17 protein-coding genes are annotated in these 15,457 nt (G+C 71.7%); 14 read left to right on the top strand and 3 right to left on the bottom strand.

Translation table 11 applies throughout. The features are described 5' to 3' along the window. Nucleotides 1–4: 4 nt before the first annotated feature. The 3 genes from ACGFZF_RS06205 (at nt 5) to ACGFZF_RS06195 (ending at nt 4,825) form a co-directional block, all read left to right on the top strand. Nucleotides 5–736, top strand: coding sequence for an ABC transporter ATP-binding protein (locus tag ACGFZF_RS06205; RefSeq protein ID WP_393551340.1), 732 nt, complete (start codon nt 5–7; stop codon nt 734–736). A gap of 202 nt (nt 737–938) precedes the next feature. After that, entirely contained in the window at nt 939–3,875 is a 2,937-nt protein-coding gene (locus ACGFZF_RS06200) for an ABC transporter permease (protein WP_393551339.1), read from the top strand. 218 nt (nt 3,876–4,093) lie between these two features. Then, nucleotides 4,094–4,825, top strand: a complete 732-nt coding sequence (locus ACGFZF_RS06195) for an ATP-grasp domain-containing protein (RefSeq protein ID WP_393551798.1) — start codon at nt 4,094–4,096, stop codon at nt 4,823–4,825. A 12-nt stretch (nt 4,826–4,837) separates the two neighbouring features. On the opposite strand, the gene ACGFZF_RS06190 is transcribed toward ACGFZF_RS06195, so the two are convergent. Next, nucleotides 4,838–5,428, bottom strand: coding sequence for an SMI1/KNR4 family protein (locus ACGFZF_RS06190; RefSeq protein ID WP_393551338.1), 591 nt, complete (start codon nt 5,426–5,428; stop codon nt 4,838–4,840). A gap of 255 nt (nt 5,429–5,683) precedes the next feature. On the opposite strand from ACGFZF_RS06190, the gene ACGFZF_RS06185 reads away from it, so the two are divergent. After that, complete coding sequence (locus ACGFZF_RS06185) at nt 5,684–5,968, top strand: hypothetical protein (protein ID WP_393551337.1); 285 nt, start codon at nt 5,684–5,686, stop codon at nt 5,966–5,968. 106 nt (nt 5,969–6,074) lie between these two features. After that, complete coding sequence (locus ACGFZF_RS06180; RefSeq protein ID WP_393551336.1) at nt 6,075–6,773, top strand: HutD family protein; 699 nt, start codon at nt 6,075–6,077, stop codon at nt 6,771–6,773. 61 nt (nt 6,774–6,834) lie between these two features. Here ACGFZF_RS06180 and ACGFZF_RS06175 read toward each other — a convergent pair whose 3' ends face one another. Continuing rightward, nucleotides 6,835–7,467: a TetR/AcrR family transcriptional regulator gene (locus ACGFZF_RS06175; RefSeq protein ID WP_393551335.1), complete on the bottom strand. Its 633-nt coding sequence runs from the start codon at nt 7,465–7,467 to the stop codon at nt 6,835–6,837. 61 nt (nt 7,468–7,528) lie between these two features. Here ACGFZF_RS06175 and ACGFZF_RS06170 point away from each other — a divergent pair, with 61 nt between their 5' ends. The 4 genes from ACGFZF_RS06170 (at nt 7,529) to ACGFZF_RS06155 (ending at nt 10,526) form a co-directional block, all read left to right on the top strand. Continuing rightward, nucleotides 7,529–8,383, top strand: a complete 855-nt coding sequence (locus ACGFZF_RS06170; protein ID WP_393551334.1) for a class I SAM-dependent methyltransferase — start codon at nt 7,529–7,531, stop codon at nt 8,381–8,383. Between the two features lie 219 nt (nt 8,384–8,602). Next, nucleotides 8,603–8,929, top strand: a complete 327-nt coding sequence (locus ACGFZF_RS06165; RefSeq protein WP_393551796.1) for a GYD domain-containing protein — start codon at nt 8,603–8,605, stop codon at nt 8,927–8,929. Between the two features lie 365 nt (nt 8,930–9,294). Then, nucleotides 9,295–9,675: a tyrosinase cofactor gene (locus ACGFZF_RS06160; RefSeq protein WP_393551333.1), complete on the top strand. Its 381-nt coding sequence runs from the start codon at nt 9,295–9,297 to the stop codon at nt 9,673–9,675. Between the two features lie 23 nt (nt 9,676–9,698). Next, nucleotides 9,699–10,526 (top strand): tyrosinase family protein, encoded by an 828-nt coding sequence (locus tag ACGFZF_RS06155; RefSeq protein ID WP_393551332.1) that lies wholly within the window; start codon nt 9,699–9,701, stop codon nt 10,524–10,526. 149 nt (nt 10,527–10,675) lie between these two features. On the opposite strand, the gene ACGFZF_RS06150 is transcribed toward ACGFZF_RS06155, so the two are convergent. Further along, nucleotides 10,676–11,410: a translation initiation factor IF-2 gene (locus tag ACGFZF_RS06150; RefSeq protein ID WP_393551331.1), complete on the bottom strand. Its 735-nt coding sequence runs from the start codon at nt 11,408–11,410 to the stop codon at nt 10,676–10,678. A 207-nt stretch (nt 11,411–11,617) separates the two neighbouring features. Here ACGFZF_RS06150 and ACGFZF_RS06145 point away from each other — a divergent pair, with 207 nt between their 5' ends. The 5 genes from ACGFZF_RS06145 to ACGFZF_RS06125 all read left to right on the top strand — a co-directional run bounded on the left by ACGFZF_RS06145 (nt 11,618) and on the right by ACGFZF_RS06125 (nt 15,251). After that, nucleotides 11,618–12,109: a DUF2975 domain-containing protein gene (locus tag ACGFZF_RS06145; RefSeq protein WP_393551330.1), complete on the top strand. Its 492-nt coding sequence runs from the start codon at nt 11,618–11,620 to the stop codon at nt 12,107–12,109. Further along, nucleotides 12,109–12,330: a helix-turn-helix domain-containing protein gene (locus ACGFZF_RS06140; protein ID WP_376676961.1), complete on the top strand. Its 222-nt coding sequence runs from the start codon at nt 12,109–12,111 to the stop codon at nt 12,328–12,330. The genes ACGFZF_RS06145 and ACGFZF_RS06140 overlap by 1 nt, the downstream gene beginning before the upstream one ends. 207 nt (nt 12,331–12,537) lie before the next feature. After that, on the top strand, nt 12,538–13,227 hold the full coding sequence (locus ACGFZF_RS06135; protein ID WP_393551329.1) for a FadR/GntR family transcriptional regulator: 690 nt from the start codon (nt 12,538–12,540) through the stop codon (nt 13,225–13,227). Further along, nucleotides 13,214–13,960 (top strand): sterol desaturase family protein, encoded by a 747-nt coding sequence (locus ACGFZF_RS06130; protein ID WP_393551328.1) that lies wholly within the window; start codon nt 13,214–13,216, stop codon nt 13,958–13,960. The genes ACGFZF_RS06135 and ACGFZF_RS06130 overlap by 14 nt, the downstream gene beginning before the upstream one ends. A 178-nt stretch (nt 13,961–14,138) precedes the next feature. Beyond that, nucleotides 14,139–15,251, top strand: coding sequence for a serine hydrolase domain-containing protein (locus ACGFZF_RS06125; RefSeq protein ID WP_393551327.1), 1,113 nt, complete (start codon nt 14,139–14,141; stop codon nt 15,249–15,251). Nucleotides 15,252–15,457 lie beyond the last annotated feature (206 nt).

The following is a 15,457-nucleotide window of genomic DNA, read 5'->3' as shown; positions in this document are numbered from 1 at the left end:
GAGCATGAACACCGACCGGGCACTCCTCGTCGCCACCGGGGTGCGCAAGATCTACCGGACGGGCTCGGTGGAGGTCACCGCGCTGCTCGACCTGGATCTCCTCGTGCGCCAAGGGGAGATGGTGGGAGTCATGGGGCCGTCCGGATCCGGGAAGACCACGCTGCTGAACTGTCTGTCGGGGCTCGACGACATCGACGGCGGCCGGGTCCAGGTCGACGGCCACGACCTGTTCGCGATGTCGGACGCGGCGCGCACGGAGCACCGCGCCCACACCATGGGCTTCGTCTTCCAGGCGTTCAACCTCATACCGGTCTTCTCCGCGGCGGAGAACGTCGAACTGCCCCTGCTGCTCGTGGGCACCCGGCCGCGTGAAGCACGGCGCAGGGCACTGGACATGCTCGACCGGGTCGGCCTCGGCCACCGGGTCGAGCACCGGCCGAGCGAGATGTCCGGGGGCGAGCAACAGCGGGTGACCATCGCCCGAGCCCTGGCCGGACGCCCGGCCATCGTGTGGGCGGACGAACCCACGGGCAACCTCGACAGCACGATGGCCGACCAGGTCATGGACCTGCTGTGCGAGCTCAACCGGGACGAGCGGCAGACGATCGTCCTGGTCACCCACGACGGTGCCATCGGCGCTCGCGTCCCCCGGCTGATCCGCATGCGCGACGGGCGCCTGGTCGACGACGTCCGCCAGGCCGTCACCGCGCCCGCGGCGGACCTCGACGTCTCCTAGGAGGTGCCGTGCCGATCCGGGCCGGATCGGTGAGCGGGGTCCGGTGCCGGCGAGCGCAAGGCGAAGGAGGGAGTACATGCGGAGCATCGACGACCGACGACAAGGCGGCGTGGGGCGCCTCCCGTGCCCGAAGGGCCACGGGTGGGCGCGGTGCCGGACGCCGCGACCCCGGCAAGATCCGTAGGACGGCCCAGGTCCCACCATGTATCCGAACCTCCTCGTCCCGCTGCTCACCACCCTCGGGCTCGCCTTCGCCGCCCTGGCGCTGGTCGCCGTCCGGCAGCCGGTGTCACGGCGGCTCGCCTTCCGCCAGGTCGCCCGCCGACGCACCGAGGCAGCGCTGGTGATCGGCGGCTCGATGCTCGGAACGGCCATCGTCATCGGGGCCCTGGTCGTCGGCGACACCTTGAACTTCTCCGTACGGCAGGAGGCGTACCGGACCCTGGGGCCGGTGGACGAGCGCATCGTCGTACCCCCCGGACCGACCGGGCGCGCCGCCACCGAACGGCTGGCCGTCCTGGCGGATGACCCCGACGTCGACGGCGTCCTGAACGCCCGGGCCACCCAGGCGTCGGCGGTGAGCGGTACCGCTGACCGCAGGACCGCCGAACCGCGCGTCCTGGCCTGGCAGATGGACTTCCGCGATGCGTCCCGCTTCGGGTCCCCCGGCGGAGACTCCGGCCTCGGCGGACCGAACCCGAAGCCCGGCCGGGTGGTGGTCAACGAGCCGCTGGCCCGCTCCTTGGATCTGGGCACCGGGGATCCGATCACGCTGTACCTCTTCGGGGCGCCCGGGACGTACCGGGTCGAGCGCGTGGTTCCCGAACAGGGCCTGGCCGGAGTGGGCCTCGGCGGCAGACTGAACCGCGACGTGTTCCTGCCCCCGGGAACTCTGGACTCGGCCGCCCGGGCCGCCGGCGCCGAGCCGCGGTCGGTCACCTTCGTGTCCAACCGAGGCGGCGTCGAACGCGGTGAGGCCCTGACCGACCGGGTGACCGCCGACATCCGCCAGGCCCTGGGTCCGCTCGCCGGCCGAACCGCGATCGAGACACCCAAGCAGACGGTCCTGCGGGACGCCAGAGCGGCCGGCGACTCCCTCGGAGCGCTCTTCCTCATGATCGGCAGCTTCAGCATCATCGCGGGCGCACTGCTCCTGGTGAACATCTTCGTGATGCTCGGCGAGGAGCGGAAGTCCCAGATGGGCATGGTGCGGGCGGTCGGGATGAAGCGCTCGCGGCTCGTCGGGTCCTTCACCCTGGAAGGCGCGACCTACGCGTCGCTGTCCGCGCTGCCGGGCGTGGGCATCGGGCTCGCCGTCGGCTGGGGCGTCGCCGTCGTCGCCGCGGAGATCTTCCAGGGCTGGTCGGTCGGCGGCAGCAGCATCCGGATCGCGTTCGCCGTCACCCCGACCAGCATCCTCAACGGTCTCGCCATGGGGCTGCTCATCGCCTTCGCCGCGATCCTCGCGACCAGCGTGCGCATCAGCAGGTTCAACATCATCGCCGCGATCCGCGACCTTCCCGCCGCACCCGGACGGGGACCGCGGCGCCGCCTGCTCGTGGTGTCCACCGCCCTGGCCGTCCTGTGTGCGTCGGCGGCCGTCCCGGCCGTGGCGCGCAGCCAGCCCGACGCGACGTACCTCATGCCGGCCCTGGCGCTCGCCTTCGCCGCTCCGGCGCTGCTCCGGGTCCTCCCGCGCCACACGGTCACCACCTCGATCGCGGGAGCCGTTCTCGCCTGGACGCTCCTGGCGCCCGTCCTGCGCCCCCGGATCTTCGACGCCCCCTCCATGTCCGTGTACGTCATCCAGGGCGCCCTGGCCGCCTTCTCCGCCGTGGTGCTCGTCAGCGACAACCAGAAGACGCTGCTGCGCCCCGCGCGGCGCCTGCTCCAGCGCCCGACGGAAGGCGGCCTCGCGGCGCGGCTCGCGGTCGCCTACCCCCTGGCCAAGCGATTCAGGACCGGCGCGACGCTGGTGATGTACACCCTCATCGTGTTCGTCCTCGTGCTCCTGACCGAGATCTCGGGCATCCTCCGTGCCGGCGTCGACGGCGTCGTCGCCGATGCCACCGCCGGATACTCCCTGCGACTCGACTACAACCCCCAGGTCGCCGGTGACCGGCTCCTCTCCGACATCCGCGGCGGCCCGTCGGCCGCCCGGATCTCCGCCGTGACACCTCTCCTCAACGCCTCCGGGCAGGCGACGGATCCGGGGCGCCGCGGCACCCGTCCCCTGGACACGGCCGTCGTCGGCGTGCCCGACGGGGCGATCACCGGCATCACCTTCAGGGAGCGTCTGCCCGGCCTGGCGGACGACGCGGCGGTGTGGCGGGCTCTCGCGTCCGACCCCCGCTACGTCGTGCTCGACGCCTTCTTCGGCAGCACCGGCGGTCCGGCCGGCGACTACTACGACCCCGGCGACACGCTCATGCTGAGGGATCCCCGGACGGGCCGCAGCGAACAGAAGGTCATCGCCGGCGTGCTCAGCAACGGACTGGTCTTCTACCCGGGCACCGGCGCCGGCTCGACCACCTACCCGGTCGTGATGAGCGAGCAGGGAACGCGCGAGCTCTTCGGAACCCAGGCACAGAACGCCTCCGCTCTGGTGAGAACCGGTCCCGGCACCTCGCCCGACGCCCTGGCGACCCGCCTGCAGGGCGAGCAGCTGTCGTCCAGCCTGGTCGCCACCCCCATCGAGTCGGACATCCGCCGCCAGTTCGACTCCAGCACCGCCTTCTTCCGCCTCATGCAGGGCTTCCTCGCCCTGGGCCTCGGCGTCGGCATCACCGGCCTCGGCGTGGTCATGGTCAGGGCCGTACGCGAACGCCGCCGCACCATCGGCATCCTGCGGGCGCTCGGCTTCCGGGCGCGAACCGTCCAGCGGTCCTTCCTGTGGGAGAGCACCTTCGTCGCCGTGGAGGGCATCGTGCTCGGCTCGCTGCTGGGTGTGCTCACCACCTGGCTGATGTACAGCAACAGCGCCGCCTTCGAGGGCCTGGAGGGAGGTTTCCCGGTCGAATGGACCAGCATTCTGGCCTTGGCCGCGGCCACCTTCGTCGCGTCGCTCCTGGCCACGATCGGGCCCGCGCGCCGCGCGGCAGCCATCCGCCCGGCGCTCGCGGTCCGCGTCACCGAATGACGGGCGGCGCCGGACATGCCTCGCGCAACGACGGCTTCGAGGTCGGGCAGGTCGTCACGCCGTGGACGCCTCGGTCCGGGCGCGACCGCCTGCCGCTCGTGCCTCTCCGTGGCCGGATACTCGGGTGCGGCTGGGACGGTGCGGGTCTAGCGTGGCCGTTTCGCGTGTCGTGGAGGAGGGTTGCGGTGCTGGTCATGCCTGGTCGGCGGACGTCGACGATGGAGCTGTTGGCCGCTGAGGCGGCGGGGCGCGGGATGGCGGTCCTGGCGGCGGAGGAGATCGGCGCGTCGTCGGGACCGGCGTACTGGTACGGCGGGCCGGTGGCGGGGGCGCGGTTGGCGGGACGGCTCGGCTTCGCGTTGCTCGAACCGTCGGACGACTGGCTTGCCGAGCTTCCCGAGGACTTCACCGGGCGGGAGGTCCGTGCGGCGACCGTCGCCGATGCATGGGCGATCGACCGTCCGACGTTCGTCAAACCGCCACGGGACAAGTCCTTCCCGGCGGACGTCTACGCCGACGGCTCCCGGTTCCCCGCCGATCTGGACCCGGCCACGCCGGTGCTGCTCTCCGAGGTGGTGACCTTCGCCGCCGAGTACCGGCTGTTCCTTCTTGACGGGCGCATCGCCGCGGGCAGTCGATACGCCGCGTTCGGCCGGCTCGACCCACACCCGCTCGACCGGAGTGCGGCCATCACCGCCGAGATCGCCGAGTTCGTCGACCGCCTGGTCGCTGCGGCCGGGCCCACCCTGCCGAGTGCCGTCGTCGTGGACGTCGGACAGCTCCTCGACCCGTACCGCCCGGGCCACCGATGGGCCGTGGTCGAGGCCAACATGGCCTGGTTCTCGCACGCCTATGCCGCCGACCCGGCACCGGTGCTGGACGTGGTGCTGCGGGCGGCGGGGCCGCGCGGGCAGGTGCACGCACGGGATCTGCCGTTCGTGCGGCACTGAACCCGGGAACCCTCAGGCATCCGGGAACCATGCACGTCCCTGGGCCCAGTGGGTCGCCCAGCCCGTGAAGCCAGGGGTGCCGGGCATCAGGGCGTCGGGTGACTGGGGACCGAAGGGCATCGCGCCCTCGCCGGCGATCTGCCAGACGTGACCACGCTGCGGGCCGGTGACGATCAAGTGCCAGTACATGCCGCAGCCGTCGGTGCCCAGCAGCAGCGAGCCGTGGTCGAACACGGGGTCCGTCCGGGCTTCGAACTCCTCCACCGACAGCGCCGACTCGTCGTCCTCCGCTTCCCACAGCCATGCCGCCGTCAGGGGGAAGGGCTTGGCAAGCAGGCGTGCGGGGCGGTCCGAGCCCCAGTCGGCGGGCGTGTGCGCGAGGGGCAGCAGCCCGTAGTAGGGCGGTCCGGCGCGCAGTCCGTCGCAGATCTCCGCCACGAACGTGCGATAGGGCTCCGGGAGCACGATGCCGTGCTCCGCTTCGAAGGACCGCACCGTCTCCCAGCCGGCCGGCGGCACCGCCTCGGGGTGGGACGCGAAGATCTCGCGAAGGGTGGCCAGCTCGGCCGGGTCGCAGGTTTCCGTGTTCATGGCGGCCATCATGCAAGGTCCCGACGGACGGCCTGGACGGCAGGTCCATCGTTCCGTTCCCTCGCCGGCGGCACGTTCGCGCGCGGGCTCGTCGAGGCGCGGCGACCGGCGGTGGCGCAGGGCCGTGCGTCCGGACCGGAAGCCGCCGTTCGGATCACCTGAGGACGGCCCTTCAGGTGATTGCCGGAGCCTCATGCGCCGGACAGGTGTCGAGAGGGGTACGACGTCCCGCGAGAAGAACCCTGAACCCCCGTGAGGAGCTCGGCCATGTACGCAGCAGTCCGGCGGTACGAAGGGGTGACCGATCCTGCCGAGGCGGGGCGCCTCGTGAACGAGGGGTTCGTGCCGCTCATGCGCCAGGTCTCCGGATTCGTGGCGTACTACTGGATCGACGCCGGGGACGGAGTGATGGTCTCGACCAGCGTCTTCCAGAACCAGGCAGGTGCCGAGGAATCGATCGCGAGAGCGGCGGACTTCGTACGGGACAACCTCGCGTCGCTGCTCCCCAACCCGCCTCAGGTCATGGCCGGGGAGGTTCTGGCTTCCGCGTGAGGCACCCCGCGTCGCGCGAGCTCGTCGGCCGGACGTCGGGCCGGCTCAGCTCGGGCGGGGCATGCGGCCCGGCGCCGCCGGCACATGTCGATCGCCGGTCCTGAGGGTGCGCATACACTTCGTCGGCGAGCACATCGACGACGACTCGGCCACGTACGCGGTCGTCGCCTGCGGCGGGGTCGCCGCCCAGGTGTGTTCCGCACCCGCACCGCACTCAGCAGGGAGCCCGGCCATGCACCGCTTCGACGTCGAGGCACTGACGGCGGGCGCGTGGCGCAACGGCGGAGGCGCGACCAGGGAGATCGCCTCCTGGCCGGCGGGCACCGAGGAGTTCGGGTGGCGCGCCAGCGTCGCCGACATCGAGCGGGACGGGCCGTTCTCGGCGTTCCCGGGCGTCGACCGGACGCTCACCCTGCTCACGGGCGAGGGCGTGCGACTGGCCTGTCCCGGCGTGTTCGACCGCCTGCTGGCACGCCCGGGCGAGCCGTTCGAGTTCTCCGGCGACCACGCGCTGAGCGCCGAACTGCCGGGCGGAGCCTGCCGGGTACTCAACATCATGGTGCGGCGCGGCGACCGGACGGCGCGTGTGGACCGGGTCACCGGCCCGGTCGTGCCGCCCATGGGGCATGCGGGCGTGCTGTACGTGCTGCACGGCGGGTGGCAGGCGGGCACCGACGAACGGGCCCTGACCTCCGGCCAGGGCCTTTGGTGGAGCGGAGAGGACAGGGACGCGCCGGGCCGGGCGATCCCACCGCTCTCGGCCGACGCCGCCGCGTTGTGGGCGGACATCGGTGCCGTGGCGTAAGCTCCGCTCCCTTGCCGTGCGGGCGGCCTTCGTCTGCGACCGCCCGCGAGGACTGGGGCGATCAGGCTTCGTCCACCAGGAGTTGTGAGCGGAGGGTGCGGTACGCCCATCGCTCCCACCGGGCGGGGGGCCAGGCGCGGTCGCGGGTGAAGACCAGAAAGAGCTCCGGGCTGAGGACGGCGTAGAGGATGTCCGCCGCTTCTTCGACGGGGACGGCGGGGTGGGCACCTGGCTTCCCGGTCAGGGACTTCGCAGCTTCCGAGATCACCGCGTATCGCGGGTCCGCCTGATCCGGCCACAACTCTCGGATCTCGGGGTTGGCCGCTGCCGCGGCTCGGACCATCTCACTGATGGCCGCGACGCGTTCGAGTGTCCCGCGCGTGCCGGCGGTCAGGGCGGCGAGGGCGGCCTCGGCGGTGGGCGCGGTCGTGACCTCCGTGAACCAGGGGCGGTCCATCGTCGGCACGGGCTCGTCGTCGCCCGCGATCGCGACATCGACGAGTTCTTTGAGCAGCGAGGGCTTGTTGCGAAAGACGAAGTAGATCGTCTGCACCGCCACCCCGGCCCGGTCGGCGATCTCCTGCAGTTTGGTCGCTCCGTAGCCCTGCTCGATGAAGAGCGCGCCGGCGGCCTCGATGATCCGGCGCCGTGTCTCCCGAGCTTTGTCGCTCTGTCTCCCCTTGCTTTCGCCCATGACTGGAGTCTATATCTAGAGTCCAACTCTAGATATGAACTCTAGAAGGAGAGGGTGAGCCGTGCATCCGATCGCCAACCGTCAGCAGGCAGAGGCATGGAACGACTGGGAGGGCGTCCTCTGGGCGGAACAGCCTGAGCGCTACAACGGGATGATGGGCGCGTTCAACGCGCCCCTCTTCGCCGCCGCGGGCATCGAGGCGCGGGACCGGGTCCTGGACATCGGCTGCGGGACCGGACAGACGACGCGCCTGGCGGCACGACAGGCGCTCGACGGAAGCGTCGTGGGAATCGACCTGTCCGGGCCGATGCTGGAACGTGCCCGCCGTGACGCGACGGCGGAAGGTCTCGGCCATGTCACCTTCGTGCAGGGCGACGCGCAGGTGCATCCGCTTCCCGACGGCGGGTTCGATGTTCTCATCAGCCGTGGCGGGGTCATGTTCTTCGCCGACCATGTCGCAGCCTTCACCCATCTCGGGCGAGCGCTCGCGCCCGCCGGCCGACTCGCCTTCCTCTGCCCGCAGCCCGGCGACCCGGACGGCGCCTACGCCCGCGCGACCGCCGCGCTCTCGCCTTTCCTCCGCGAGGCATCCCCGGCTTCACGCGGCATGGGGTCGCTCCTCGACCCCGCCCGCATCCGCCAGGTGCTCACCGCCAGTGGATTCACCGGCATCGAGGTGACGTCCTGCGTGGCGCCCATGACGTTCGGCGCCACCGCGGGCGACGCCGCCGACTTCGTCTTCTCCATGGGCCCGACGCGCCACAACCTCCGCGATGTCGACCAGCCGACGCTCACTCGTGCGCGTGCCGAAGTACACGACGCGTTCCTGGAGTTCGAGACCGAAGACGGCGTCCGCGTCCCCGGGGCGGTCTGGATCGTCACCGCGACGCGGGAGCGCACCCCTTCGAGCGAGTGACGCCCTGTTCCCGGCGTGGCCGGCACGAGGGATCCGACGGACACGACGAGCGGGCACCCCGGAAGCCCCTGCCGTCGGCGAGCGGCAACCGGTGCGGCCGGTGGCGGCACCACCGCGAGGCCGGCCCTTCTCCCCGGCCGTTCGGGGGACACCCGGCTCCTATCCAGCGCGTTCCCAGCCCCTCCGGGGCATCCCTTCGTGCAACGAAAGGGAGACATGATGCCGCTCTACCTGTCGAGGTTCAGCTACACACCCGAGACGTGGGCGAGGCTGATCGCCCAGCCCGAGGACCGCGCAGCGGCCGCTCAGGCGTACATCGAGTCCGTCGGCGGGAAGCTCCACGGCTTCTGGTACGCCTTCGGCACGCACGACGGCTACAACCTGTGGGAAGCACCCGACAACGTGTCCATGGCCGCGGTCGCGCTGGCGATCAGCGGAGGCGGCGCGCTCAGTACGTTCGAAACGACGGTCCTCCTGACCATCGACGAGACCATCGACGCCCTGCAGAAGGCCGAACGAATCCGGTACCGCGCGCCCGGCACGTGACGACCAGGACCGAGACCGCCCCCAGCGGTCGGCACTCGACGCCGGGCACGACGCAGGCACCCCGAGTACGCGTCGGGATCCGGACAGTCTGAGGACGTGGGCTCCACCACACGCCGGGCCACGGCACGAAAGATCCTTCGCGAGAAGATCGCCTTCTCCGCAGGATCTTCGCTCTCCCACCCTCTCGCGCAGCCGCGCAACAAGATCAACTTTGTTCATGACTGCACTGTTCACGCTAAGTTGTCCACTTCGCGGCCAACCGCCCTCAGGCGATTTCCGCCGCGCCGACACCCCCGGATAGTGATGGGCCCTGCCGGGGGCATATGACCGATCCCCCGGTCGCACAGACCATCTGGGGGTATTCCATGTCCAGCATCACCCGCCGCCGGGTCCTCGGCGTCGCCGCCGGAGCCGCCGCCTCGGGCATCGCCCTGGCCGGCTCCGCCGCCGCCGCTCCCGGGGCCGCGCCGACGGCCGTCCCGGCCCCGGCCTCCTTCGACGAGGTCTACCAGGGCCGCCGCATCAAGGGCGGCGCCTCGCACGGCGGCGGACACCACGGGGGACACCACGGAGGCGGCTACTCCGTGACGATCGACGGCGAGGAACTGCACGTCATGCAGAACGCCGACGGCACCTGGATCAGTGTCATCAACCACTACGAGCCCGTCGCCACGCCCAAGGCACTCGCCCGCGCGGCCGTCCGCGAACTCCAGGGCGCGCCGCTCGTGCAGCTCACCCTCACCTGATCCGATCCAGGAGCCACACCACCATGACCGTACGCAAGAACCAGGCCGCCCTCACCGCCGACGAGAAGCGCCGCTTCGTCGACGCCCTCCTGGAGCTCAAGCGCTCAGGGCGCTATGACACCTTCGTCACCACGCACAACGCCTTCATCATGAGCGACACCGACAGCGGCGACCGCGTCGGACACCGGTCGCCGTCGTTCCTGCCCTGGCACCGTCGCTTCCTCATAGAGTTCGAGCAGGCGCTGCAGTCCGTCGACGCGGCCGTCGCTCTCCCCTACTGGGACTGGACGGCCGACCGCACCTCCCGCTCCTCCCTCTGGGCTCCCGACTTCCTCGGCGGCACCGGCCGGGCCCGCGACGGCCGGGTGACGGACGGCGCGTTCGCCCGCGCCGGCAACCGCTGGACGATCAACGTCCGCGTCGACGGCCGGGACTTCCTCCGGCGCGACCTCGGTGCGGGCGGGCGCCAGCTGCCCACCCGTGCCGAGGTGGACTCCGTCCTCGCCATGGAGACCTACGACGCGGCCCCCTGGAACAGCTCCTCGGACGGGTTCCGCAACCATCTGGAGGGCTGGCGCGGCGTGAACCTCCACAACCGCGTCCACGTCTGGGTCGGCGGCCAGATGGGCACCGGCGTCTCGCCCAACGACCCCGTGTTCTGGCTCCACCACGCCTTCATCGACAAGCTGTGGGCCGACTGGCAGGCCCGCCACCCCAGGTCGACGTACCTCCCGGCGGCGGGCACCCCCGACGTCGTCGACCTCGGCGACACCATGCGCCCGTGGAACGACGTCACCCCGGCGGACATGCTGGACCACACCCGCCACTACACCTTCGACACGGCCGCCTGACCTCGCCGAAGCGGTTCGCCGGGCACCGGGCCCGGGCCGGAGACGGCGCGGTGCGGCCGTCGGCCGCCCGCGCCGGGGGCTCGCTCACACCGGTCGCGGTGGCGGCGGGGAAGGTGTGGACGGCCTCTCGCCGGAGCCCGGCGCCCTGTTCAGTGCGGCGGGGGTTGCCGGTCCAGAGCGTTGCCGATGCCGCAGCCGCCCTCTCCGGGCATCCGCTGGATCCGGGTCGGCACCCACACCTCGGTGGCGCCGGGGCGCACGCGGGCGAGAACGCAGTCCTGCGCGTCGAAGCCGTTGCCCTTCACCGACAGGAGGACGCCGACCCGGTCGCCGTCCGCCTTCACCTCGGTACGGATCGCCGGAGGCAGATCCAGAGCGGCGAGCGAACGGCGCACCTCGGCCTCGTCCACCCGGCCGCCCCGCGGTACCCGGGGAAGTCTCGCGCGGAGCTCCTCGTACGGCAGCCGGGGCGGTTCGGGTGGCGGAGCGAACGTCAGTACAGGGCCGTCCGGGCAGTCCACGCCACGGGGATCCTCGCCCCACTCCGACTTCGGCGACACCCGCACCGTGTAGCAGCGCCGCACGACGACCTCCTCGACGTCGAGCCACTCGTTGTACGCCGAGCCGGACGTGCGGACGACCACGTCGACGCCGTCCCCGTCGTGCGTCGAGGTGCCCGTGACCCGCAGCACCTCCACCCCGTCGATACCGGAAGCGGAGCGCCCGACCTCCTCCGCCGTGCGCGGACGCTGGCCGTGGAGCCGCTCCCCCGCCTTCCTGGCCACCTCCCGTGCGTGGTCCGTCGCCTCGCCCTCGGAGGACTGCACCACCCCACAGCCGACGGTGAACAGCAACAGCGGTGCGAGCAGGATCAGTCGGCGCATGCGTTCACCCTTCCGGCACCCCCACCCGGCGGGCCACCGCTCGCGTACTGAGGCCGGCGTAGGTGATCGTACTCAAGCCTCCGGAGCCGGCGTCCGCCTCGCCCCCGCCCTCGTCGACCGCCAAAAGCCGCCTCCCTCCGTCCCCACCCTTGCTTGATCTATCGAATCTCGATAGATTTCCATCGCAACGCGATGGAAGGATGGGTCATGGGAAAGCTGACAGTGCGTGCGCTGCGCGCCGTGCTCGCGGTGGTGCTCGCCGGCACCGTGTTCGTTCAGGCATTGCTGATGTGGGTGCTGATCAGCGGGAGCGACCCGGAGGACGGGTCACTCCCGCTCACCCCGCTGCGGGTGATCACGATCCTGGGCATGGTGGCCGCCCAGGTCGCCGTGGTCTGCGTGTGGCGGCTGGTGACGATGGTGCGACGCGGAACCGTGTTCTCCCACGCCGCCTTCCGGTACGTGGACGGCGTGATCGGCGCGATCGTGGCGGCGGCCCTCATGTGGTTCGTGGTCACGGCCATCAATGCGCCCGGCCAGCGGGAGGACCCGGGCGTCACCGTCATCATGGGCGGGGTCGGCGTGGCCATCCTGGGCGTCGCCCTCATCGTGCTCGTCCTGCGGATGCTGCTCGCCCAGGCCGTCGCGCGTGACGGCGAGGCGGCGCAGATGCAGGCCGAACTGGACGAGGTGATCTGATGCCGATCGCCGTCGACATCGACGTGATGCTGGCCCGGCGGAAGATGTCCGTGGGCGAACTGGCGGACCGCGTGGGGATCACGCCCGCCAACCTCGCGGTACTCAAGAACGGCCGTGCCAAGGCGGTGCGCTTCGCCACGCTCGCCGCGCTCTGCGAGGTGCTCGAATGCCAGCCGGGCGACCTGCTCCGCTGGGAGGTCGAGGATGCCGCGGGCGGATGACGCGCCCCGGGGCGGGGCCCGTACCGCCCCGCCCTGGCGGGTGACCGCGACCCGCGCACGGTGACCCGCCGAGGCCGACCCCGTTCTCCCAACGCCCCTCACACTGAGCGGATTTTACTGGTCTGACCACTAGACCACCTGTCCTCTGGCTCGTATGGTCTCGCTGTGCCCTTCCAACCAGTCAACAGACGTTCGGTTCCTGACGAAGTGTTCGATCAGCTCTTCGGGGAGCTCGTCAGCGGCGGCCTCGCCCCGGGCGAGAGCCTGCCCAGTGAGCGTCGCCTCGCGGAGGTGCTCGGCGTCTCGCGCCCCGCGGTCCGCGAGGCGCTGCAGCGGCTCGCGCACGCGGGCCTGGTGGAGGTCCGCCAGGGGGACGCCACCACGGTGCGGGACATTCGAAGAGCGGGCGGCCTCGACCTGCTGCCCCGGCTGCTGTTCGCCGGAGGCGAGATCGACCTGGCCGTGGCCCGCAGCATCCTCGAAGCCCGGCTGCACGTGGGTCCGAAGATCGCCGAGCTCGCCGCACGGCGCGGAGGGCCGGCGTCGGCCGCGCAGCTCCGGGACGCCGTCCGGACACTGAAGGACGACACCGGTCCCGTCGCCAGACAACGGCACGCGTTGACCTTCTGGGAGCTGGTCACGGATGCCGCCGAGTCCGTGACCTTCCGGCTGATGTTCAACGGCCTCCGAGCCGCCTACGAGCCGGCCCTCGACGCCTTGGCCCATGTCATGGCCGCCGAGGTGGACCGGACCGACGCCTACGACGCCCTGGTCGCCGCGATCGCCGAGGGCGACGCGAGCCGCGCCCGGAGCTGTGGCGAGGATCTGCTGCGCCCGGCGACCGAAGCCCTGATCGGCATCATCGACCAACTCGAGGAGAGCCATGAACGTGCGTAAGGCGATCGAGCGACGCCGGGGCGTGAAGGACGCCGCTGCCTCGGATGCCCGGGTGCGCGTCCAGGCGGACGAGACCGCCCTCACCGCATCCCGCAGGACCGACACGTCCCTGATCGCGGTGTTCCGGGCCTTCTGGCGCTACCCGTCGCCGTGGATGATCAGCGGTGCACTGATCGCTCTGCTGACCTGCCGCATCGCCTGGGGGGACTGGCGCGCGAGCGATGCCTGGGCCCCGCTGGTGCTGCTCGCGTCGTTCCCCGTACTGGAGTGGCTGATCCACGTCTTCGTGCTGCACTGGCGCCCCCGGAAGGTCGCCGGCGTGCTCCTCGACACCCTGCTGGCGAGGAAGCACCGCGAGCACCACGCGGATCCCCGTGACGTCCCCCTGGTCTTCATCCCCTGGAAGACACTCGTGTGGGTCATCGCCGGCTACAACGCCGCGGCTCTCCTCGCCTTCCCGCGGGTCGGCCAGGCCCTGACGTTCATGGTGACGGTGGCGGCGACGGGACTCGTCTACGAGTGGACCCACTACCTGATACACAGCGACTACCGGCCCCGAAGCACGACGTACAAGGCCGTCTGGCGCAACCACCGCCTGCACCACTACAAGAACGAGCACTACTGGTTCACCGTCACCACGACCGCCAGCGCGGACCGCCTCCTGGGCACCTACCCCGACCCGGCCACGGTCCGGACCTCACCCACCGCCAAGAGCCTCCACGGCGCTCCCTGAGACACCCCCTGACCCCGTGCGCCGCACCGCGACGCACGCGGTCGGGTACTCGGCGCCGCCGGACGCCGTCGCGGCCGGTGGCGACCCTGCCGCAGGCCGCGCACGGTGCGGTGAACCTCGGCGAGAGGCGCACCGATACTCGATTGACCGCCGGCGCGACGTGCGGCTGAATAGGGGTGTGACTGGCATTCAAGGCACTTACGACACCCTCTTCACGGCCGTGCCCGACAAGCTTGCGGAGCTGCTGGAGGCCGGTGACGCGGGCGGGTCCGTGGCCGTCTTCGTGGACGGGGAACCGCTGGTCGACGTCTGGGGCGGTTTCGCCGACGCCGAGCGGACGACGCCGTGGGAGCGGGACACGATCACGGGCGTGTGGTCCGTCACCAAGACGATGACGGCTCTGTGTGCGCTGGTCCTGGTCGACCGCGGCCTGCTCGACCTGGACGCCCCCGTAGCCCGCTACTGGCCCGAGTTCGCGGCCGCCGGCAAGGACGGGGTGCTGGTGCGTCACGTCCTGTCGCACACGGCAGGCCTGCCCGAATGGGATGTGCCGGTCGCCCTCGCGGACTTCTGCGACTGGTCCAGGGCCACCGGCCTGCTCGCCGAGCAGAGCCTGCGCTGGCAGCCGGGCGCCGACGGCGGGTACCACTCTCTGACCCAGGGCTTCATCGTCGGCGAGGTCCTGCGCCGCATCACCGGGCGCACCGTGGGCGAGTTCTTCGCCCAGGAGGTGGCCGGCCCCCTGGGCGCGGACTTCCACATCGGCCTGCCGGCCGAGCACGACGATCGTGTCGCCCTGGCGGTGCCCCCGCCGGGCAAGGACGAGGACTACGCCGCGAGTGCCTCTGGGCCCGACGCCGAGCCCGCCTCCGGGACCGGTGTCACCGTCCGGGACGGCAACACCACCGCTTGGCGGCGCGCTCAGATCCCCGCCGCCGGCGGTTTCGGGAACGCCCGGTCCGTCGCCCTCGTCCAGTCCGTCATGGCCTGCGGCGGAACCCTCGGCGGGGTTCGCCTGCTGTCGCAGGCGAGCACCGACCTCGCCCGTGCCGAACAGTTCGAGGGCGACGACCGGGTGCTGGGCATGCCGATGCGTTGGGGGCTGGGCTACGGGCTGTTCGGCACCACCTACGGCTGGGGCGGCTGGGGCGGCTCCCTCCTCATGATCGACCCCCAGGCCCGCATGACCGTCGCCTACGTCACCAACCAGGTCCGCGAACCCGCCGAGGAGACCCGCGGCCTCGATCTGGTCATGGCCGCCTACGACGGCCTGCAGGGGCTGCATTCCTGAGCGCCCGAGGCTCTGGAATCCCCGGGCGAGCCCCTCGCCCTGCCGGACGACCACGGATCGGCCCTCGCCGAACTCCGGGTCACCGCCGTGACCACCGTCCCCTTCGGCGAGGTGCCCTGGACGTTCGCCGAGGGTGGGGGTGGGGTGAGGGCCACACCGATGTCCCCCACTCTGCGCGGGCCGAGGCCGGGCCGGACCGGGAGACG

The organism is Streptomyces sp. NPDC048338 (genome assembly GCF_043201055.1).
Taxonomy (GTDB): domain Bacteria; phylum Actinomycetota; class Actinomycetes; order Streptomycetales; family Streptomycetaceae; genus Streptomyces.
This window is presented reverse-complemented; position numbering and strand designations above follow the sequence as displayed.

Coding starts and splice junctions, on each gene's coding strand:
- ACGFZF_RS06205 (WP_393551340.1), top strand. CDS start 5: ATGAACACCGACCGGGCACTCCTCGTCGCCACCGGGGTGCGCAAGATC.
- ACGFZF_RS06200 (WP_393551339.1), top strand. CDS start 939: ATGTATCCGAACCTCCTCGTCCCGCTGCTCACCACCCTCGGGCTCGCC.
- ACGFZF_RS06195 (WP_393551798.1), top strand. CDS start 4,094: ATGGAGCTGTTGGCCGCTGAGGCGGCGGGGCGCGGGATGGCGGTCCTG.
- ACGFZF_RS06190 (WP_393551338.1), bottom strand. CDS start 5,428: ATGATGGCCGCCATGAACACGGAAACCTGCGACCCGGCCGAGCTGGCC.
- ACGFZF_RS06185 (WP_393551337.1), top strand. CDS start 5,684: ATGTACGCAGCAGTCCGGCGGTACGAAGGGGTGACCGATCCTGCCGAG.
- ACGFZF_RS06175 (WP_393551335.1), bottom strand. CDS start 7,467: ATGGGCGAAAGCAAGGGGAGACAGAGCGACAAAGCTCGGGAGACACGG.
- ACGFZF_RS06165 (WP_393551796.1), top strand. CDS start 8,603: ATGCCGCTCTACCTGTCGAGGTTCAGCTACACACCCGAGACGTGGGCG.
- ACGFZF_RS06160 (WP_393551333.1), top strand. CDS start 9,295: ATGTCCAGCATCACCCGCCGCCGGGTCCTCGGCGTCGCCGCCGGAGCC.
- ACGFZF_RS06155 (WP_393551332.1), top strand. CDS start 9,699: ATGACCGTACGCAAGAACCAGGCCGCCCTCACCGCCGACGAGAAGCGC.
- ACGFZF_RS06150 (WP_393551331.1), bottom strand. CDS start 11,410: ATGCGCCGACTGATCCTGCTCGCACCGCTGTTGCTGTTCACCGTCGGC.
- ACGFZF_RS06145 (WP_393551330.1), top strand. CDS start 11,618: ATGGGAAAGCTGACAGTGCGTGCGCTGCGCGCCGTGCTCGCGGTGGTG.
- ACGFZF_RS06140 (WP_376676961.1), top strand. CDS start 12,109: ATGCCGATCGCCGTCGACATCGACGTGATGCTGGCCCGGCGGAAGATG.
- ACGFZF_RS06130 (WP_393551328.1), top strand. CDS start 13,214: ATGAACGTGCGTAAGGCGATCGAGCGACGCCGGGGCGTGAAGGACGCC.